Consider the following 23031-nt stretch of genomic DNA (forward strand, 5'->3'; position numbering starts at 1 on the left):
TTATCAATTCTCAAGATTTTGTTACTGGGTAATCCGCATGAACCATAAAAAGGCCATGTAGAGATAACTCTACATGGCTTTATTCAAGCAAATTAACACAGGGCTCTAGAAATTAAATTGAGCTTTGGTCAAAATCGTTGCTTTGGTCGGTACCGGTTTGTGAATCTGAATCGTAGCTGCCAGAGTCGTCCGTGAAGTCAACGCCTTGCTCTTGACCACCTGAACTTGTCCAGTCGCTGCTACCAGACTCCATACCTGCCATGTCCGCTTGCTGCTCTTGAGTAGAACCTTGCATGGTGTATTGATCATCGACTTCAACTGCAACAGAACCACTTGCACCGTCTATTGAGCTACCCAACTCGTCGTAACCTTGGAACTGGATCTCGCTAGTCCCTTCATAACCCTCAGGAAGTTCAACCGATACAGGCTGCTCCAAGTTGCCACTGACTGTAAAGCTACCGTCACCGTTATCCAACGCATTACTTACATTCGAGCCCTCAGGTAAGCCGGACATTTCAGCGTAATCAACGGATTCGTTAGCGATCACTTCATCTGGTATTGAGATAGATATAGTATCGCCCGGTGCCGCGGTTACATCTGCTGTGCTGTCTTCAGTTTCAGCATCTTGAGCTTGGTCATCAGCTTGTTGACCCACTTCCACTTGTTGCTCTTCTGTAGCTTGAGCTGCTTGAACTTGTGGTTCATCACTTTGTACTGAATCATCTTCAACTTGGATGCTTACGCTGTGACTTGATACTTCACCGCCGTCGTTAACTTCAACATTCATCGCTAAATTGCCATCGAAGTCTTCGTTCGGCCAGTAAGTCCACTCACCTTCGCCAGATTCCGCAAAGAAGCCAGCATCGTTCGCGTCTGCAACATCGACAACGTTTGCCGTATCGCTAACGCCTAACTCATCCACCAATTGCGATTCTGTGATAGTTAATGAACCATCCCCCGCTAAGGCATAACCTTCACTTGCCGTTGCTTCATCGCCACCTTGAATATCTACGTTGAAAAAGCTCTCGATGCGATTTTCACCATCCGTCGCAATGAAGCCAACTTGAACATCTCCGGTGTAGTTTTCAGCAGGTGTGAATTGATAGTTACCTTGATTATCACTCTCTATCACGCCCTGACCTTCCATCAAGCTTACCGACTCAATGCTCAAACTATCGCCCTCTGCATCGCTCAGGTTCGCTAACATGTCTTCATCAGTAAATGACAAAGTGGCGTCCGCTGACATTTCTGTTGTCGTTATGCTGTTAACTTCTGGTGCTGCATTCTCTTGTAAATCGCCTTCTTTTACGACTACGCCTGTTTGCTCATCATGAAGCACACCATCTTTATCAATCACGTAAGCAATGTCTGCTTCTCCAGTAAAGCCTGGAGCCGGTGTGAAAGTCCATGTGCCATCACCATTGTCGATAATTTCACCTTGGCTACGGTCTGCAAGATGAACCAGTTTCACTTCATCATCACCATCCGCATTCACGTTTTCAGCTAAGCCGATCAGTTCATCAGTTGTTAAGATGATCGCGTCACCCGCTACCGTTTCGAAGTCACCTGAATCGATACCATCTTGGAACGCTTCTGGATCATCGCCGTAATCGACCGTTGTTGCGCTAACGGTGATAAAGAACTCACCACTGAAGTTTTCAGGAGGCGTCATTTGAATGTTTGAGATATCCCATTCGAACAGGTCTATATATTGACCCGGTTCGGTGATCATCACAGTGTTCACACCATCCGTCACTTCGAATCCGACAGGGAAACCGGTCATCACTAGGTTACTTAACGTTTCTGAATCGTCGACTAGACCAACGTTCAGTCCTAGGTGCCCCGTTTCATCTTCACCGAAGACTAACGGACCGTCATGGTCGGTTGTAATAACCGCGCCATCTGCGACTGGACGTACAAACACAGGAACATCAAGAACCGTTTCGAATTCTCCGTCACTTACAACCACTTGTAGATCAGACGTGCCAGAAAAGTCGCCGGTTGGTGTGAATGTCCAAGTTCCATCACCGTTGTCAGTGAGCTCACCGCCATCTTCACCGTCTGCGTTGATGATTCGTGAAACAACCAAGTCTGTAGTATCAATGTCACCGAACAGGTTCATCAAGTCGCCAGCATCGAAGGTGAACGCGCCATCTTCGTTTGTGGTCATCATTGCGTTACCGACATTAAATGGTGCGTCGTTAACTGGAATCACATCTACATTCAGTGAGCCCTCAACCACTTCTTCGCCATCAGTTGCTTGATATCCTAGCTCTACTAAGCCATTAAAGTCTTGAGTAGTGACTAAGTGATACATGCCGTCAGGCTGCTGAGTTAAGGTCGCATTCGCAGGAGATCGAACCGTGATGCTCTCAATACTGATCTCGTCACCATCAAGATCCGTCACTTGATCTGCAATGTAAGCAGGGTCAATCACCATGACTACATCTTCTTCGCCTTGCATTTCAATCGTTGGCGCTTCAGGTGCATCATTCACTGGCGTAACATCGATGTTGCCGTCGACCGAAATTGTCTCTTGGCCATCGCTAACGTTAAACGTCATTGGTACATCGCCATTGAAGTTCTCGTTCGGTGTGAATGACCAAGTACCATCTTCGTTGTCTAACAACTCACCCAAACTAGGGTCGATTTGTAGACCAGAAGCTGACAGCTCATCTGCGGTGTTATCGATATCCGTAGCCTGAGCCAGCAACATATCTTGAGTGATCAAAATGGTGCTGTCTTCTGCTGTAGTGAGTTTCACATCCTCAGATTCAGGCCCATCGTTCACAGCTAGAACTTCAATACCCGCGGTAGTCTGAGCCGTTGCACCGTCGTCATCAATAACCGTCACATCAAGGTTGATGTCGCCGTTAAAGTTTTCGTTTGGAGCGAAGGTGACTGAGCCATCTTCATTTTGAACCAAGATACCGTCGGCACCCGAGTAGCTCACGCTATCAAGCGACACGTCACCGTCCACATCTGAGCTGTTGGCAATCAACTGCTCAGGACTCAATGTGATGGTGCCATCTTCGTTCATTTGGTAAGACGTAGCGCCTGACACTGGTGCATCGTTAACGTCTGTTACCGTTACATCAATGTTTGCATCAACCGTCTCTGTACCGTCAGATACTGAGAAGTCCAGACTTACTTCGCCATTGAAGTTCTCGTTTGGTGCAAAGCTATACGTGCCATCGCCATTGTCGGTAAACACACCCTCTGCGCCAGTGTAAGACACGTCGGCAACTGAAAGCTCATCACCATCAATATCAGAAGCACCCGCTAGCAGTTGCTCGTCTGTAAAGGTAAGTGAACCGTCTTCTTCAATGGTGTAAGCGACATCTTCTACAACTGCGATGTCATTCACTGGATTCACAGTAAGATCGGCCGTTGCAACAACCGTTTCAGTACCATCAGAAAGGTCGAAGCTTAGGTCAATATCGCCGTTGAAGTCCGCATCCGGCGTGATGGTAAATGAACCATCATCGTTGGCCGTCACCGTCGCGTTGTCACCCGCGGTTAAGTTCGCAGCCGTGAGATCATCGCCATCCACATCCGATGCTTGAGCAAGCAGTTGCTCTTGGCTTAGGGTGATTGAACCATCTTCATCCACTGAGTAAGCCAAGTCGCCCGCCACTGGCGCGTCATTAACTGCAATGACTTCAATACCCGCGGTAGTCTGAGCCGTTGCACCGTCGTCATCAATAACCGTCACATCAAGGTTGATGTCGCCGTTAAAGTTTTCGTTTGGTGCGAACGTTACCGAACCATCTTCATTTTGAACCAAGATACCGTCGGCACCCGAGTAGCTCACGCTATCAAGCGACACGTCACCGTCCACATCTGAGCTGTTGGCAATCAACTGCTCAGGGCTCAATGTGATGGTGCCATCTTCGTTCATTTGGTAAGACGTAGCGCCTGACACTGGTGCATCATTAACGTCTGTTACCGTTACGTCGATGTTTGCATCGACTGTCTCAGTGCCGTCAGATACTGAGAAGTCCAGACTTACGTCACCGTTAAAGTTCTCGTTCGGTGCAAAGGTGTAAGTGCCATCGCCATTGTCGGTAAACACACCCTCTGCGCCAGTGTAAGACACGTCGGCAACTGAAAGCTCATCACCATCAATATCAGAAGCACCCGCTAGCAGTTGCTCGTCTGTAAAGGTAAATGAACCGTCTTCTTCAATGGTGTAAGCGACATCTTCAACCACGGCGATGTCATTCACTGGATTCACAGTAAGATCGGCCGTTGCAACAACCGTTTCAGTACCATCAGAAAGGTCGAAGCTTAGGTCAATATCGCCGTTGAAGTCCGCATCCAGCGTGATGGTAAATGAACCATCATCGTTGGCCGTCACCGTCGCGTTGTCACCCGCGGTTAAGTTCGCAGCCGTGAGATCATCGCCATCCACATCCGATGCTTGAGCAAGCAGTTGCTCTTGGCTTAGGGTGATTGAACCATCTTCATCCACTGAGTAAGCCAAGTCACCTGATACTGGTGCGTCGTTGACTGCAATGACTTCAATACCCGCGGTAGTCTGAGCCGTTGCACCGTCGTCATCAATAACCGTCACATCAAGGTTGATGTCGCCGTTAAAGTTTTCGTTTGGAGCGAAGGTGACTGAGCCATCTTCATTTTGAACCAAGATACCGTCGGCACCCGAGTAGCTCACGCTATCAAGCGACACGTCACCGTCCACATCTGAGCTGTTGGCAATCAACTGCTCAGGGCTCAATGTGATGGTGCCATCTTCGTTCATTTGGTAAGACGTAGCGCCTGACACTGGTGCATCATTAACGTCTGTTACCGTTACGTCAATGTTTGCATCAACTGTCTCTGTACCGTCAGATACTGAGAAGTCCAGACTTACTTCGCCATTGAAGTTCTCGTTTGGTGCAAAGCTATACGTGCCATCGCCATTGTCAGTGAACACACCTTCAGCGCCCGTGTACGACACATCCGTGATAGACAGCTCATCACCATCTATATCAGACGCGCCTGCCAGCAGTTGCTCGTCTGTGAAGGTTAACGAGCCGTCTTCTTCAATGGTGTAAGCGACATCTTCTACCACCGCGATGTCATTCACTGGGTTCACCGTGAGGTCAACGCCCGCTTGCACGGTCTCAAGGCCATCAGAGACATCGAAGCTTAGGTCTATATCACCGTTGAAATCAGCATCCGGCGTGATGGTGAATGAACCATCATCGTTGGCCGTCACCGTCGCGTTGTCACCCGCGGTTAAATTGGCAGCCGTTAGATCATCGCCATCCACATCCGATGCTTGGGCAAGCAGTTGCTCTTGGCTTAGGGTGATTGAACCATCTTCATCCACTGAGTAAGCCAAGTCGCCCGCCACTGGCGCGTCATTGACGGCGATAACATCAATACCCGCCGTTGTGGTCGCTGTTGCACCATCGTCATCAATAACCGTCACATCAAGGTTGATGTCGCCGTTAAAGTTTTCGTTTGGTGCGAACGTTACCGAACCATCTTCATTTTGAACCAAGATACCGTCGGCACCCGAGTAGCTCACGCTATCAAGCGACACGTCACCGTCCACATCTGAGCTGTTGGCAATCAACTGCTCAGGGCTCAATGTGATGGTGCCATCTTCGTTCATTTGGTAAGACGTAGCGCCTGACACTGGTGCATCATTAACGTCTGTTACCGTTACGTCAATGTTTGCATCAACCGTCTCTGTACCGTCAGATACTGAGAAGTCCAGACTTACTTCGCCATTGAAGTTCTCGTTTGGTGCAAAGCTATACGTGCCATCGCCATTGTCAGTGAACACACCTTCAGCGCCCGTGTACGACACATCCGTGATAGACAGCTCATCACCATCTATATCAGACGCGCCTGCCAGCAGTTGCTCGTCTGTGAAGGTTAACGAGCCGTCTTCTTCAATGGTGTAAGCGACATCTTCTACCACCGCGATGTCATTCACTGGGTTCACCGTGAGGTCAACGCCCGCTTGCACGGTCTCAAGGCCATCTGAGACATCGAAGTTCAGGTCTATGTCGCCATTGAAGTCCGCATCCGGCGTGATGGTGAATGAACCATCATCGTTGGCCGTCACCGTCGCGTTGTCACCCGCGGTTAAGTTGGCAGCCGTGAGATCATCGCCATCCACATCCGATGCTTGAGCAAGCAGTTGCTCTTGACTCAGCGTGATTGAACCATCTTCATCCACTGAGTAAGCCAAGTCACCTGATACTGGTGCGTCGTTGACTGCGATAACATCTATTCCCGCAGTTGTTTGAGCGGTTGCACCGTCTTCATCTGCAACGGTGACATCTAGACTGACATTACCGTTGAAGTTTTCATTTGGTGCGAAGCTGTAAGTACCATCACCATTGTCAGTGAAGATACCGTCTGCGCCTGAGTAGGAAACGTCGCTAACGGATACATCACCTTCAATATCTGAGCTATTCGCAAGAAGCTGCGCTTCATTGACGGTAATCACGTTATCTTCGTCAACGCTGTAGGTCGTTGAACCTGCAACTGGCAAGTCATTAACAGCAATGACGTCGATACCAGCGGTTGTTTCAGCGGTTGCGCCATCTTCATCCATAACAGAGACATCAAGACTGATGTCACCGTTAAAGTTTTCGTTTGGAGCAAAGGTGTAAGTACCATCACCATTATCAGTGAATACACCATCAGTGCCGCTGTAGCTTACATCGCTGACAAACACCTCCCCTTCAACATCCGAGCTATTTGCTAAAAGTTGTGCATCGCTTAGGGTGATACTGCCGTCTTCTTCAACACTGTAAGTAGTAGAGCCAGCTACCGGTACGTCATTAATTGGAACAACTTGAACATCAATATTCGCCGATACAACATCAGTACCATCACTGACATCGTAAGTTAGGTCGATATTGCCATTGAAGTTTTCGTTTGGAGCGAAAGTGTAAGTACCATCACCGTTATCCGTAAACACACCATCGGTGCCTTCGTAGTTAACAGATTCAACAGAAAGGCCGTCGCCATCGATATCTGTTGTACCAGCCAGTAACTGCTCGTCAGTAAAGGTCAATGAGCCATCTTCATTGATGGTGTAGTCGTGGTCGTAAATAACAGAAAGGTCGTTAACTGCAGTTACGGTGACGTCTAGTTCCGCAGGAGTAACCCCACCGTTACCGTCATCCACGTTATAGCTAATTGAGAATTCACCGTTGAAGTTCTCTTCAGGAGTGATGGTGTAAGTGCCGTCACCATTGTCAGTGATAAGTGCATTCTCGATTGAGACGTCTCCAACACTCGGCTCGTTCCCCCCCGTATCACCAGAGTCGCCACCTTCATCACCCATTAGTAATTCAGAAATATCAATGCCGTTTACATTCGCTAATACTTCTTCTGACGTTGGTAACTCGAATGAGTTTTCACTACCCACATCTTGGCTTGGAACCACAACGCCATTAACGATATCAAATACGTGCCAGTGTTCGCCTGATGGGTTTTCTGGTAGTTCTGGGGTAAAGGTTTCAACTAAGGTATCACCAACAAACACCTGAACTTGCACATCTTCAACACCATCTACATCCCAACTTCTGTTGGTGTAGTTGTGTACTGAATAATGCATGTCAGCATCTTGATAATTTGGAATAGTGATGGTTTCTGGACCATTACCATTCGTATCATCAACATCTTGTTGGACGACATTACCTTCACCAAGGTCGTGGCTCATGTCGCGGTAGTAGATATGGTCTAACTCATTGCCCGTTTCTGTATCGTAAAGCCACAAGTGGTTATCCATATCTTGAGGGCTTTCACCCCATGTGACCACGATACGCATATCTGTTTCTTCGAGTACTTCAGATATTGCCGTCACGCCACCATTGGTATCTTCACCAGCTGGAACAAGGAAACTGCTGGTAATGGAGCCTTCTTGTTCAATAGTAACGCTACCTTGGTCAACAACAGGGCCATTCACGGAATAGTTACCAGATTGGTCTGTTACCGTTGTATATGAGTGACCTGCGTTATCGGTCAGTGTGACGTCTGCACCAACTACTGGGTTACCCGTTTCAGCATCTAGAACCGTTCCTATAACGGTCGTTTCATCGCCCTGCTCTCCAATAATCGCGGTCATATCATCGTCTTCGATATCAGTCGCGAATTGTAAAAGCTCTTCTTGGGTAATGGTGTACGAACCGTCTTCTTCAATGGTTATCGCCACATCAGCAGAGACAATCGGCGCATCGTTAACAGGATCAACCGTTAAGCCTAAGTTAGCCGCAATCGGTGTGTCACCATCGCTGATGCTGTAAGCCACATCAATGTAGCCATTAAAGTTTTCGCTTGGGGTGATTGAGAATGTACCATCACCATTATCGACAATCGTTGCATCGTCACCCACTAAGGTTAAGTCGGAAGCGACAAGGTCGTCGCCCTCAATATCAGCGGCATTCGCAAGTAGCTGCTCCTGTGTGATAGTGATGACGTTGTCTTCATCAACGTTTGCGTAAACATCAGATGTCGTTGGCAAGTCATTGACTGGATTTACCGTTAGGTCGGCGTTCGCCACAATTGACGCAGTGCCGTCCGAAATATCAAAGTTTAGGTCGATATTGCCGTTGAAGTCAGTGCCAGGTGTCACCGTAAAGGTACCATCGCCATTATCAACGACGGTCGCGTTATCGCCTGCACTTAGGTTGCTTGCCGTTAGGTCATCGCCATCTACATCAGCGGCTTGAGCAAGTAATTGCTCTTGGCTTAAGGTGATCGACCCGTCTTCATCAATGCTATATGCCAAGTCACCTGATACCGGAGCATCGTTAACAGGCAGAACATCAATGCTTGCGTTGGTCGCTACGGTTGCGCCTTCTTCGTCAGTAACGACAACATCAAGGCTTACATCGCCATCGAAGTTAGCGTTTGGTGCGAAGCTGAATGTTCCGTCACCATTGTCGGTAAAGATACCGTCTGAGCCTGTGTAAGTAACACTATCAATCGCCACTTCACCTTCGATATCAGAAGCGTTCGCCAACAATTGCTCTGCACTGATGGTAATAACTTCATCTTCGCTGACGGAGTAACTGGTTGAACCAGCGATTGGTGGATCGTTAACCTCAAGTACTGTAACACCTGCGGTGGTCGATTCGGTTGTACCGTCTTCATCGGTAACGACAACATCTAGGCTAACTTCGCCGTTGAAGTTTTCGTTTGGTGAGAAGGTGTAAGTGCCGTCACCATTATCCTCAAAGACACCGTCACTGCCAGTGTAAGTCACGCTATCGACTACCACTTCCCCTTCAATATCTGAAGAGTTCGCGAGCAACTGTTCATTACTGATCGTGATTGAGTTGTCTTCATGCACAGTGTAAGACGTGCTGCCCGCCACTGGTGGATCGTTCTCTGGCGTCACGCTGACATCAATGTTGGCTTGAACCGTATCCGTGCCATCTGACACATCAAAGCTGAAGTTCACATCACCATTGAAGTTTTCGTTTGGTGCGAAGCTGTATGTACCGTCACCATTATCAGTTAGGACACCATCCGCACCGGTGTAAGTCACGCCTTCAACCGATAGGTCATCCCCATCAATGTCAGTCGCACCGGTTAGCAAGTCTTCATCGGTAAAGTTCAAGATACCATCTTCACCAATGCTGAACGTTTGATCTTGTGGCTGTGGTAAATCGTTAACTGGATTCACTGTTAGGTCAGCGGTAGCGACAAGCGTATCTGTACCGTCGTTGATGTCGAACGCAAGGTCAATATCACCATTGAAGTTCGCATCAGGCGTAATGGTAAAGCTACCGTCATCGTTGGCGGTCACCGTTGCATCACCACCAACGGTTAAGTTAGCCGCTGTTAGATCATCCCCTTCAATATCAATAGCTTGAGCAAGTAATTGCTCTTGGCTTAAGGTGATCGACCCGTCTTCTTCAACACTATATGCCAAGTCACCTGATACCGGAGCATCGTTAACAGGCAGTACATCAATGCTTGCTGTGGTTGTTGCGGTTGCGCCATCTTCATCAGTAACAACAACATCAAGGCTGACATCGCCGTCGAAGTTAGCGTTTGGTGCGAAGCTAAATGTGCCGTCACCATTGTCAGTGAAAATACCGTCTGAGCCGACATAATTAACGCTATCAATCGCCACTTCGCCTTCGATATCAGAAGCGTTCGCCAACAATTGCTCTGCACTAATAGTAATAACTTCATCTTCGCTGACTGAGTAACTGGTTGAACCGGCGATTGGTGGATCGTTAACCTCAAGAACGGTAATACCTGCGGTGGTCGCTTCGGTTGCACCCTCTTCATCAGTAACAACAACATCTAGGCTAACTTCGCCATTGAAGTTTGCGTTTGGTGAGAAGGTGTAAGTGCCGTCGCCGTTATCCTCAAAGACACCGTCACTGCCAGTGTAAGTCACGCCATCGACTGCCACTTCCCCTTCAATATCTGAAGAGTTCGCGAGCAACTGTTCATTACTGATCGTGATTGAGTTGTCTTCATGCACAGTGTAAGACGTGCTGCCCGCCACTGGTGGATCGTTCTCTGGCGTCACGCTGACATCAATGTTGGCTTGAACCGTATCCGTGCCATCTGACACATCAAAGCTGAAGTTCACATCACCATTGAAGTTTTCGTTTGGTGCGAAGCTGTATGTACCGTCACCATTATCAGTTAGGACACCATCCGCACCGGTGTAAGTCACGCCTTCAACCGATAGGTCGTCCCCATCAATGTCTGTCGTACCGGTTAGCAAATCTTCATCGGTAAAGTTAAAGATACCATCTTCACCAATGCTGAACGTTTGAGCTTGTGGCTGTGGTAAATCGTTAACTGGATTCACTGTTAGGTCTGCGGTAGCGACGAACGTATCCGTGCCGTCGTTGATGTCGAACGTAAGGTCAATATCACCATTGAAGTTCGCATCAGGCGTAATGGTAAAGCTACCGTCATCGTTTGCAGTAACTATCGCATCACCACCAACGGTTAAGTTAGCCGCTGTTAGGTCATCCCCTTCAATATCACTCGCTTGAGCAAGTAATTGCTCTTGGCTTAAGGTAATTGACCCGTCTTCTTCAACACTATATGCCAAGTCACCAGACACTGGTACATCATTGATAGGAAGAACATCAACCGTAATGTAGGTATCAACTTGAGCACCGTCTTCATCTTGAATGGTCACATCCAGCTGCACTTGGCCGTTGAAATTTTCGTTCGGTGCAAAGCTACATGTGCCATCACCATTGATTGAGAAAATACCGTCTGGGCCGTCGTAGTTGATCTCAACGAGCTCTACGTCACCTTCAATATCTGAAGCATTCAGCAGAATTTGAGACTCATTAAAGGTCAGTACCGAGTCTTCATCGATGGTGTATGACGTTGGACCAGCAACTGGCGGATCGTTCACTTCTAGAACGGTAATGCCTGCTATAGTCGATACGGCGGCATCGTCTTCATCCACAACAACCACATCAAGGCTAACTTCGCCATTGAAGTTCTCGTTTGGAGAAAAGGTATATGTACCGTCACCGTTAATTTCCAGAACACCGTCACTGCCAGTGTAAGTCACGCTATCAATCGCGACTTCGCCTTCGATATCCGAAGAGTTCGCTAGCAATTGTTCGTTACTGATTGTGATGGAGTTGTCTTCATGAACCGTGTAAGACGTGTTACCCGCAACAGGTGGGTCGTTCTCTGGCGTCACGCTGACATCAATGTTAGCGGTTACCGTATCGGTACCATCTGATACATTGAACGAGAAGTTCACATCGCCATTGAAGTTTTCATTTGGTGCGAAGCTGTATGTGCCATCGCCATTATCAGTTAAGACACCATCTGTGCCAGTATACGTTACACCTTCAACACTTAGGTCGTCTCCTTCAATGTCCGTCGCACCTGTTAATAGGTCTTGGTCATTGAAAGTTAACACACCATCTTCGCCGACTGTGAATGTCTGGTCTTGTGCTTCTGGACCATCGTTCACTGGTGAAACCGTTAACTCTAGGTTGGTAGAAACAACATCATCACCATCAGACACATCAAACGTAAAGCTAACATCGCCATTGAAATCAGTATCTGGCGTTAATGTGTACGTACCATCACCGTTATCGGTAATCGTAACGCTCTCATCATCGGTTGCTAAATTCAGAGCCGTCAGCTGGTCGCCATCGAGATCACGAGCATTGGCTAACAAGTCTTCTTGCGTAATGGTGATAGAACCATCTTCTTCTACTGTTGCAGCAACAGGCAGTGCTTCAGGTGCGTGCTCAATGTGCGCGCCTGTCGCGTTAATGTAGATGGTTTGAGAGACCGTTTCAGAATCATCATTCGATAGCTCTGTTGCGGTTGCCGTTACATGAACTTCAAGCTGTTCGTTGAAGTCTTCTGGTAACTGGATTTGTAGTGAATTTTCGATAGCCGTTGTTGGTAAGTTCACCGTACCATCAGGGCCAACCGTCACTTCACCGCTGTAGATTTGGCTATTCACTTCACCCACATCGATTGTGAAGTTGAAATCGGCATAGTCAGCATCACCACCACCATAAAGATCTTCAAACCCATAGACTAGCTCGCCATCTTCATTGACCGTCGTGCGAGTATGTTCGAGGCCATCTTGGTTTAACTGAGAGCTTGAACCGCCATGGAAGATCGCATTACCATTCTCACCTTGAACGACAGTTTCTGTTCCATCGGCACCAATAAAGATAAGCTGAGGATCTACTGTATCCATGTTTGCTGGCGAACCATCTTCAGCACGGAACTCATACTGACCTTCTTGCATCGCGTTAAAGTCGTTGTGCTGATGTCCGTTTGGAATCAAGAACAGGTTGAAGCTTTCACCTTCTGCAACTTGGAAGCTGAATTGATCTTGCCCTGGGACAAGGTCACCGCCACCACCAACTTGTGATGCGTTTTCGTAAACAACTTCAACACCTGTGATGTTTCCATCTTCATCAACTTTGTAGTAACCGGCTGCGTTTTGGTAGCCTGCGGTTTCGCCTTCAAACGTTACTGTGATTTCAGTATCGTTGTAACTGGTGATACCGTTTTCTTGGTCATTCAGAACGCCTTCGTTATCGTATTGGATAACCGAGCCTTCTGGCACACCATCTACCGTTACAGTGAGTGTTTCAGACAAGTCTTGGTCGACAAGTGCCGCAGCAATGTTAAGTTCAACAATACCGCCTGGCTCAACCAGAATAGCTTCATCATCAACGTTAACACCATCTCCATCAGTGATAACTAAGTCAGGCGCATCAGCTACGGCTTCAATGTGAACATTAATGTCTTGTTCAACTTCATCCGTACCGTCTGTAACCGTAAAGCTGAACTGCAGATCACCACTGAAGTGCTCTTCCGGAACAAAGCTGAACGTGCCATCACCGTTATCGGTGACTGTGCCTTCATCGCCAGAGTAATTGATGCTAGTAACGCTAAGGTCATCACCATCAATATCAATCGCACCACTCAACAGATCCTCTTGAGTGAATAGGATGCTGCCATCCTCTTCGATGTGGTACATGCCTGGGGCAACAATTGGAATGTCATTCACCGGATTAACGGTCAATGTCATATCATTAGACGTGCTCAGCTCACCGTCGCTCACCTCATAAGTGAATGCAATATCACCATTGAAGTTCTCTGAAGGTGTCACTGTGTACGTGCCATCACCATTGTCTACAATGCTGGCATTTGGATCATTGGTTTCAAGCGAAGTAGCAAACAGCTCATCGCCATCTTGGTCACTCGCGTTCTGCAACAACATCTCTTGTGTAACCAAAATTGAACCATCTTCGTCGACATCCGCAACCATTGGAGTTGCTTCTGGCGCATCATTGACGAACTCAACTTTCAGGTCGATGTTTGCGGCAACCACATCAGTGCCATCGCTAACGTCAAACGCTAAGTCAACGTTACCGAAGAAGCCCTGCTCTGGTGTTAATGTGTATGTTCCATCGCCGTTGTCTGTGACTTCTACCGTGTCGCTTGCGCTCGTCACATTCACAACTGACAGTTCATCACCTTCAACGTCTGTCGCTTGTGCCAATAGTTCAGCTTCGGTAATGGTAATGGCTTGACCGTCTTCCGTCGTGAAAGACATGTCCGGCACATCTGGAGCATCATTGATTGGATTCACGGTTAGGTTAAGGTCGGCTGCGACAGTCTCAATTGCGTCAGTAACATCGTAGGTAAACTCAATCTCACCAAAGAAGTCTGCACTTGGTGTGATGGTGAAGCTACCGTCTGAGTTTTCTGCGATAACGGCATTGGGATCATTGGTCGCTAAGTTAACCGCTTGAAGGTTATCACCATCGATATCCGTTGCGTTTGCTAACAAGTCTTCTTGCGTAATGGTAATTGAACCATCTTCATCAACAGCCGCTTCAATTGGACCGCTAACTTCAGGGCCTTCGTTGACAATTTCAACATCGACTGTAGCAGTGCTTGGTGCACTTGCTTGACCATCACTGATATCGAAGGTCAGATTCACTTCACCAGAGAAGTTCTCTGTAGGTTCGAAAGTAAATGTGTTGTCGCCATTATCCGTCAGCGTACCTTGCGTTTGGTCTGCAAGTAATAGGTTTTCGACATGAAGAATGTCGCCATCGACATCGGTAGCACCAGACAATAGATCTTTCGCTTCGATGATCATAGAGCCGTTTTCAAGCATTTGGGTGTGTAATGGTTCGCCCGGAACCGGCACATCATTGACCGGCACAACCGTTAGGTCTAGGTGCGTTGCCACTTCATCGGTGCCATCGAAGACTTTGTAGTCGATGTCGATTTCACCATTGAAGTTTTCATTCGGCATGAAGGTAAATGTACCATCGCCGTTGTCGATTAGGTCACCATCATCACCACCGTAAGTGATGTCAGAAATAGACAGCGCATCGCCTTCAACGTCTGTGGTGTTCACCAGTAAATCATCAGCACTGAACGTGATACCTTGATCTTCGTCTGTCGATAGGACAATTGGGCCAGAAACGATTGGCGCATCATTTACTGATTCGAAGTTGATGTTGATGATGTTGCTGTCTGTAAGCTCACCATCGGTAACTTGGTAACCAAGTTCGATTTCACCATGAAAGTTTTCACCTGGTGTTACTGTCCAAGTGCCATCACCATTATCGGTGAGTGTTGCATGCTCTGAGTTTTCACCCACCAGCTCAAGGTTTTGAATATCAAGATCATCGCCATCAATGTCTGATGCCTGTGCCAGTAGCTGCTCTTCGGTAATCACAACAGAAGCAAACTGAGCAGAACCTTCAGTGTCAACCGTGATATTCGGAAGATCAGCCGTTAGCTCGATTTCGCTGTCACCGGCATGGATGTTCAACTCAACCGTTTCCGTGATTTCAGAGCCGTCTACGCCAATCGAAGTAAACACAGCCTCATCAGGACAAGTTTGTGACACTGTCATGTTTTGAACCACGTAAGTACCATTGCCTTGTACTGTACCGAGCTCAAAGTAAGACACTGGCTCGCTTGTGGTCAGGGTATAATCCGTTTCGTAATTACTGCGATCTTCTTTGTGATAAGTCATCGAGTCGATTAACTCGCCATCATCATTGAAAGCGCGAATTTCTACTTCAGTAAAGTGACGCGACTCTTCCATGAACCAGCCACCCAAACCATCTAAGTGGAAGCTGATTTCGTTGATGTCTTGACCTTCAACCGAAACAGTCAATTTTTCATCACCACTTAGGCCTTGACGGTCGGTATCACCGATCCCATGACCAATGTGGGTATTGCCATTCCATGCACCAAGAGGTTCATCATTACTTTGAACCGTGACCGTTAAGTCACCATCCGAGAATTCACGAGTATATGGGTCCACTTCTGTGCCCCAGTCGTCTACGCTCGCATTATCGTCAAACGTACCGATTTGCGTGGTATGTGTGCCCTCAGCTAACGCGCCTTCACTTGGAACAAAGCGTACTTCTGTATCTGCAGGAACTTCTTGTCCCACTTCCAGTACCACCCATTCGTCATTGACATTCGCTTCAATGATGCCGTTTTCTGGCGCTTGATCTAAACGCAGTGCAGGTTCTTCACGAAGCGTCACACCAACCGTTTGGTCTTCTTGCGCTTGGATAAAGATCTCTTCGCCCGCTTCTGGCGCATCATTAACTGGATTAACCGTTAGGTCGAGTGTCGTCAGAACTTCATTCTCACCATCACTGATGCTGTATGTGAAGTCCAACTCGCCATTGAAGTTTTCTGTGTGCGTGATGGTGAATGAACCATCGTCATTCGCAACAATTGTCGCGTCTGGATCGTTGGTTTGTAGGTTAGTTGCCGTTAACTCATCACCTTCAATATCAGTTGCATTTGCAAGCAGCTGCTCTTGAGTAAGAGTGATGGAATTATCTTCGTCGACCTCTGCCTGAATGCCCGAAGTTTCAGGCCCATCATTCACAGCAATAACATCGATGCCAGCGGTTGTTGTTGCTGTTGCACCGTCTTCATCAACGACAACTACGTCTAATGAAATATCACCATCGAAGTTTTCATTTGGCGTAAAGGTGTAGGTGCCATTGCCGTTATCAACGAACGAACCGTCGTCACCAGCGTAAGTAACACTCGATAGAGCAACATCACCCTCTATATCTGAAGAGTTCGCTAATAACTGTTCATCACTGATCGTGATTTGGCCATCTTCTTGAACTGTGTAAGACGTTGAGCCCGCAACTGGTGGATCATTCTCAGGCGTTACGCTGACATCAATAACAGCAGCCGTTGAGCCTGTGCCATCAGAAACATCGAATGAGAATTGAACATCGCCATTGAAGTTCTCGTTTGGTGCAAAGCTGTATGTGCCGTCGCCATTATCGCTAAGAACACCATCTGCACCTGTGTAGAGCACGTTTTCAATCGACAGTTCATCACCATCAATATCTGACGCGCCTGCAAGTAGGTCAGCATCGGTAAAGAGTAACGTACCGTCTTCTTCTATCGTGAACTGTTGATCTTGCGCTTGTGGCAAGTCATTCAGTGGATTAACTGTGATATCTAGACCAACTTGAACCTCACCACCATCGTTATCGATGATGTCGAAGTTCAGGTCTAGGTCACCGTTGTAGTCTGCGTCTGGTGTAATGGTGTAGCTGCCATCGTCGTTTTGTTGGATGGTCGCGTTTTCGTCGTTCGACAGGTTAATAGCTTCTAGGTTTTCGCTATCAATATCTCCGGCACGTGCTAGCAATTGCTCTTGACTTAGCGTGATGGAGCTGTCTTCATTGATGGTGTAAGCCAAATCGCCCGATACTGGCGCATCATTGATTGGCAATACATCAACGTTAATCTGTGTTTCAACGGTTGCGCCATCTTCATCTTGAATGGTCACACCCAGTTGAACCTGACCATTGAAGTTTTCATTGGGTGCAAAGCTGCATGTACCATCACCATTCACAGTGAAGATACCGTCTGATCCATTGTAGTTAATGCCAACTAGCTCTACATCGCCTTCTACATCCGAAGCATTCACAAGAATCTGAGATTCACTGAATGTCAGTACCGAATCTTCGTCAATGGTGTATGAAGTTGGGCCCACAACCGGTGGATCATTCACTTCTAGAACGGTGATGCCCGCAGTGGTTTCATCAATCGAACCGTCTTCATCGGCAACAATCAAATCAAGGCTGATATCGCCACTGAAGTTTTCATTAGGAAGGAAGGTGTAACTGCCGTCACCATTATCTTGGAACACACCATCGGTGCCACTGTAGGTCACGCTATCAACCGATACCGCACCTTCAACGTCAGAAGAGTTTGCTAACAATTGCTCATCAGAAATGGTGATGGCGTTGTCTTCGTTGACCATGTACGAGGTTGAACCTGCAACGGGTGGATCGTTCTCAGGCGTCACAGTCACATCAATGTTAGCGCTGACCGTTTCTGTACCATCAGACACATCGAAACTGAAGTTCACATCACCATTGAAGTTTTCATTTGGCGCAAAGGTATAAGTACCATCACCGTGGTCGGTCAGTACGCCATCACCACCTGTATAGCTAATACCTTCAACGGTTAAGTCGTCGCCATCAATATCGGTGGCACCGGTAAGTAGCTCGGCATTTGTAAATTGAAGCGTACCGTCTTCTGCGATACTGAATTGTTGGTCTTGAGGAACCGGCAAGTCATTAACTGGGTTAACCGTAAGATCAGCGGTTGCTTGAACCGTGTCAGTACCATCAGTGATGTTGAATTGAATATCAATGTCACCATTGAAGTTCGCATCTGGAACGATGGTAAAGCTACCATCATCATTGGCGGTTACTGTTGCGTTACCATCTACCGTTAAGTCGCTTGCGGTTAGATCTTCGCCTTCAACATCGGACGCTTGAGACAACAGCTGATCTTGGCTCAGTGTGATTGAACCATCTTCGTTAACGTTGTAAGCCAAATCACCGGTTATTGGCGCATCATTGATTGGCAATACGTCAACATTGATGACGGTTTCAACCTCTGCACCATCTTCATCACGAATGGTCACATCAAGCTGAACTTGGCCATTAAAGTTCTCATTCGGAGCGAAGCTACAAGTGCCATCACCATTTACTGAGAAGATACCATCAGGGCCATCGTAGCTAATACCAACAAGCTCAACATCCCCTTCTACATCTGAGGCATTAAGCAACACTTGAGACTCACTGAAGGTCATCACTGAGTCTTCATCAATGGTGTACGACGTTGAGCCTGCAACCGGCGGATCGTTCACTTCAAGAACATTGACACCCGCGGTCGTCGCGTCAGTCGCACCATCTTCATCAGCAACAACCACATCCAGTGCAATTTCACCGCTGAAGTTCTCATTTGGTGAGAAGGTGTAAGTGCCGTTACCATTGATTTCGAGGACACCGTCGCTACCAGAGTAAGTCACGCTGTCTATCGATACATCACCTTCAATATCTGAAGATGTTGCCAATAGTTGTGCATCAGAAATGGTAATCGAATTGTCTTCATTCACCGTGTAAGACGTTGAGCCCGCAACAGGCGGATCGTTCTCAGGAGTCACGCTAACATCAATGTTTGCAGACACGGTATCGGTACCGTCTGACACATCGAAGCTAAAGCTCACATCACCATTGAAGTTTTCGTTTGGCGCAAAGCTATATGATCCCTCACCCAAGTCAGTCAATACGCCATCAGTGCCTTCATAGGTGATGCCCTCAACCGTCAGGTTATCACCTTCAACGTCTGTCGCGCCTGTAAGCAGATCCGCGTCTGTGAACAGTAAAGTACCGTCTTCTGCAATACTGAGCTGTTGATCTTGAGGTACTGGCAGGTCATTTACTGGGTTAACGGTTAGGTCTGCAGAAGCTTGAACCGTGTTAGTGCCATCAGAGATATCGAAGCTGATATCGATGTCGCCATTGAAGTTCTCATCTGGCGTAATCGTGAAGCTGCCATCGTCGTTAGCAACGACTGTTGCATCACCGCCCACAGTTAGCCCGCTCGCTGTCAGGTCATCGCCTTCCACATCAGATGCTTGCGATAACAGTTGCTCTTGGCTCAAACGGATCGAACCGTCTTCGTCGACTGAGTACGCTAGATCGCCCGACACAGGGGCATCATCCACCGCCGTTACGCTGACATCGATGTTGGCTGAGACTGTATCGGTACCGTCAGACACCTCAAAACCGAAGTTGACGTCGCCATTAAAGTTCTCGTTTGGCGCAAAGGTGTACGTACCATTCCCGTTATCGGTAAGAATGCCGTCGCCACCATCGTAAGTGATACCTTCAACGGTTAGGTTATCGCCTTCAATATCTGTAGCGCCTGTTAATAGGTCTGCATCAGTGAAGATGAGTGTGCCATCTTCTTCCACGCTGAATTGTTGATCTTGAGGTACTGGCAGGTCATTTACTGGGTTAACGATTAGGTCTGCAGAAGCTTGAACCGTGTTAGTGCCATCAGAGATATCGAAGCTGATATCGATGTCGCCATTGAAGTTCTCATCTGGCGTAATCGTGAAACTGCCGTCGTCGTTTGCAACGACTGTTGCATCACCACCAACCGTTAGGTCGCTAGCAGTAAGGTCATCACCTTCCACGTCAGATGCTTGCGATAGAAGCTGCTCTTGACTTAGGCGGATCGAACCATCTTCGTCAATTGAGTACGCTAGGTCGCCAGACACTGGCGCATCATCAACGGCAGTTACGCTTACGTCGATGTTGGCAGAGACTGTATCGGTGCCATCTGATACATCAAAACCGAAGTTTACGTCACCATTGAAGTTTTCATTCGGAGCGAAGGTGTAAGTACTATTACCGTTATCGGTAAGAATACCGTCGCCACCATCGTAGGTCACACCTTCAACTGTTAGGTTGTCACCTTCAATATCTGTAGCACCTGTTAATAGGTCTGCATCGGTGAAGATTAACGTGCCATCTTCTTCCACGCTGAACTGTTGATCTTGAGGGACTGGCAGGTCATTAACTGGGTTAACAGTTAGGTCTGCGGAAGCTTGAACCGTATTGGTACCATCAGAGATATCGAAGCTGATATCGATGTCACCATTGAAGTTTTCATCTGGCGTAATCGTGAAGCTGCCGTCATCGTTCTGAGTAACGGTTGCATCACCGTCGACCGTTAAGTCGCTTGCTGTTAGATCATCACCTTCCACATCTGATGCTTGAGAAAGCAATTGCTCTTGGCTTAGGCGGATAGAACCGTCTTCGTCAATTGAGTACGCTAGGTCGCCAGACACTGGTGCATCATCGACTGCTGTTACGCTTACGTCGATGTTTGCTGATACTGTATCGGTACCGTCAGAGACATCGAAGCCGAAGTTTACGTCGCCATTGAAGTTTTCATTTGGAGCGAAGGTGTACGTACCACTACCGTTGTCGGTCAAGATGCCGTCACCGCCATCGTAAGTCACACCTTCAACCGTTAGGTTGTCCCCTTCAATATCTGTTGCGCCGGTTAATAGGTCAGCATCTGTGAAGATTAACGTGCCGTCTTCTTCAACGCTGAACTGTTGATCTTGAGGCACTGGCAGGTCATTAACTGGGTTAACGGTTAGGTCTGCTGATGCTTGAACGGTATTGGTGCCATCTGAGATATCAAAGCTGATATCGATGTCACCATTGAAGTTCTCATCTGGCGTAATCGTAAAGCTGCCATCGTCGTTGGCTACAACCGTTGCATCACCGTCAACCGTTAGGCCGCTAGCAGTAAGGTCATCGCCTTCAACATCAGATGCTTGTGATAACAGTTGCTCTTGGCTTAGGCGAATCGAACCGTCTTCATCGACTGAGTATGCTAAGTCACCTGATACAGGCGCATCATCAACTGCAGTTACGCTTACGTCGATGTTTGCAGAGACTGTATCGGTGCCATCTGATACATCAAAACCGAAGTTTACGTCACCATTGAAGTTCTCGTTTGGCGCAAAGGTGTATGTGCCGTTACCGTTATCGGTAAGGATACCGTCACCGCCATCGTAGGTAACACCTTCAACCGTTAAATTGTCACCTTCGATGTCAGTAGCACCGGTTAATAGGTCGGCATCGGTAAAGATGAGGGTGCCGTCTTCTTCTATTTCAAACGTTTTGTCTTCTGGTACAGGCGCGTCGTTGATAGGACGAACCGTTAGATCAATTGCGCTGCTTATTGTTTCTTGTCCGTCACTGATATCAAAAGTTAGGTCAAGTTCGCCATTGAAATCAGCGGAAGGAACCACCGTGAAAGTACCGTCGCCATTTTCTTGAACCGTTGCATCTGCGCCGACTTGAACATTTGAAGCAACCAGCTCATCACCATCAACATCACTTGCGTATTCGAGTAATTGTTCTTGAGTGAATGTTATGGATCCATCTTCATCCATAATGTAAGCCAGATTTTGTTCAGCTTCTGGTGCATCATTTTCGCTTTCCACTTTGATTTTAAACGTTTCATTTACCGTCTCTGAATCAAAGTCATCTTCTACTTCACTGATGGTTTCTTCGTCAGAAGCTTCAACGTCAACGGCAAATGTCTCTTCTACCGTTTGTGAATCTAAATCATCGCCCGTTTGCTGCTCATCAGATTCCGAAGCCTCCGCGCTAGGCGCCGCTGATGTTCTTGCGGCTTGGCCTTGGTCTTCATTACCTTCGGCATCTGAACCGCCTTCAGAAGCGGCAGCGTTTTCGCCACCGACAGCTTGAGCGCCGGCACCTGAACCACCTCCACTACCCGAGGCATCATCCGAACTGGCATCAGAAGCGGCACCACCAACTACATTAGATTGGGCATCATCTGAACCTTCGTCACTTTCTGGCGTCTCTTCTTCTGCAGCACCACCAGAAGCCGAGGCCTCTTCTTCATTACCTGCGCCACTTGGATTATCTTCCAACGCTTGGTTAACTTCGTCTGCTGCGTCCGTGTTTTCAGCACCTGTCGCTATCGTCGTCGCAATCGTGTTCTGTTGGTTTTGTTGATTCTGCTGCTGGGAGGGCGTACCCGCGTCGTTCGTGTCCGTCTGCTCTACCGCGTCATTGAGATCTTCATTTTGGTTGTTTTGGTTATTTTCGCCTGCCATTACAGCCTCCGTTGCTACTAGCTAACTAATCGTATTTAGAGGCATTAAAGGACACCATTTTAGAAAACCAAGTTTTTATACAACAATTTTCATAATTTCTAGGCGAGAATAATCAAAAAAAATTGAAAAGCACCTTCGAATATCCTTAGTTATTGTCATTAAAGCAATTTAGGCAGTGGAATGATGATAGACATGACAAATTTATTGCGTTCAATCAAGAACAACCACAAAGGGCTGCAATTGCTATTAAGCGAATTTTGTAAGGATTTCTCAGACGCTGCCATAAATATAGAGACGCTTCACAAAGGTAATCATTTCGATGAACTCAACTGCTACTCAAAAAAATTGAAGGCGATACTAATTTTACTTTGTGACCAAGATCTTCCCCCCCAAATGGCAAAGTTGGAGTATTTGAGTAAACACCACTTTCCTGTTCCGGAAGAACTTTTGGAAGATGTCAAAACCGAACTACAAAATGTCAATCAACAGATCAAGCATTTGTTAGATATGAAGGACGTAGTAGATGACAAATAACC

The 23031-nt window shown here is 47.4% G+C and carries 2 protein-coding genes; one reads left to right on the plus strand and one right to left on the minus strand.

Features of this window, described 5'->3' with window-relative positions; genetic code table 11:
* Positions 1-112 precede the first annotated feature (112 nt).
* Positions 113-22495: a tandem-95 repeat protein gene (locus tag OCV24_RS19800; protein WP_261878791.1), complete on the minus strand. Its 22383-nt coding sequence runs from the start codon at positions 22493-22495 to the stop codon at positions 113-115.
* 180 nt (positions 22496-22675) lie between these two features.
* On the opposite strand from OCV24_RS19800, the gene OCV24_RS19805 reads away from it, so the two are divergent.
* Positions 22676-23029, plus strand: a complete 354-nt coding sequence (locus tag OCV24_RS19805; protein WP_060469659.1) for a hypothetical protein — start codon at positions 22676-22678, stop codon at positions 23027-23029.
* Positions 23030-23031 lie beyond the last annotated feature (2 nt).

Origin of the sequence: Vibrio kanaloae (assembly GCF_024347535.1) — a bacterium.
In the GTDB taxonomy this organism is placed as follows: Bacteria; Pseudomonadota; Gammaproteobacteria; order Enterobacterales; family Vibrionaceae; genus Vibrio; species Vibrio kanaloae.

What these genes read in the sequence shown, in the direction of transcription:
- OCV24_RS19800 (WP_261878791.1), bottom strand. Translation starts at nt 22,495, where the DNA reads ATGGCAGGCGAAAATAACCAAAACAACCAAAATGAAGATCTCAATGAC.
- OCV24_RS19805 (WP_060469659.1), top strand. Translation starts at nt 22,676, where the DNA reads ATGATGATAGACATGACAAATTTATTGCGTTCAATCAAGAACAACCAC.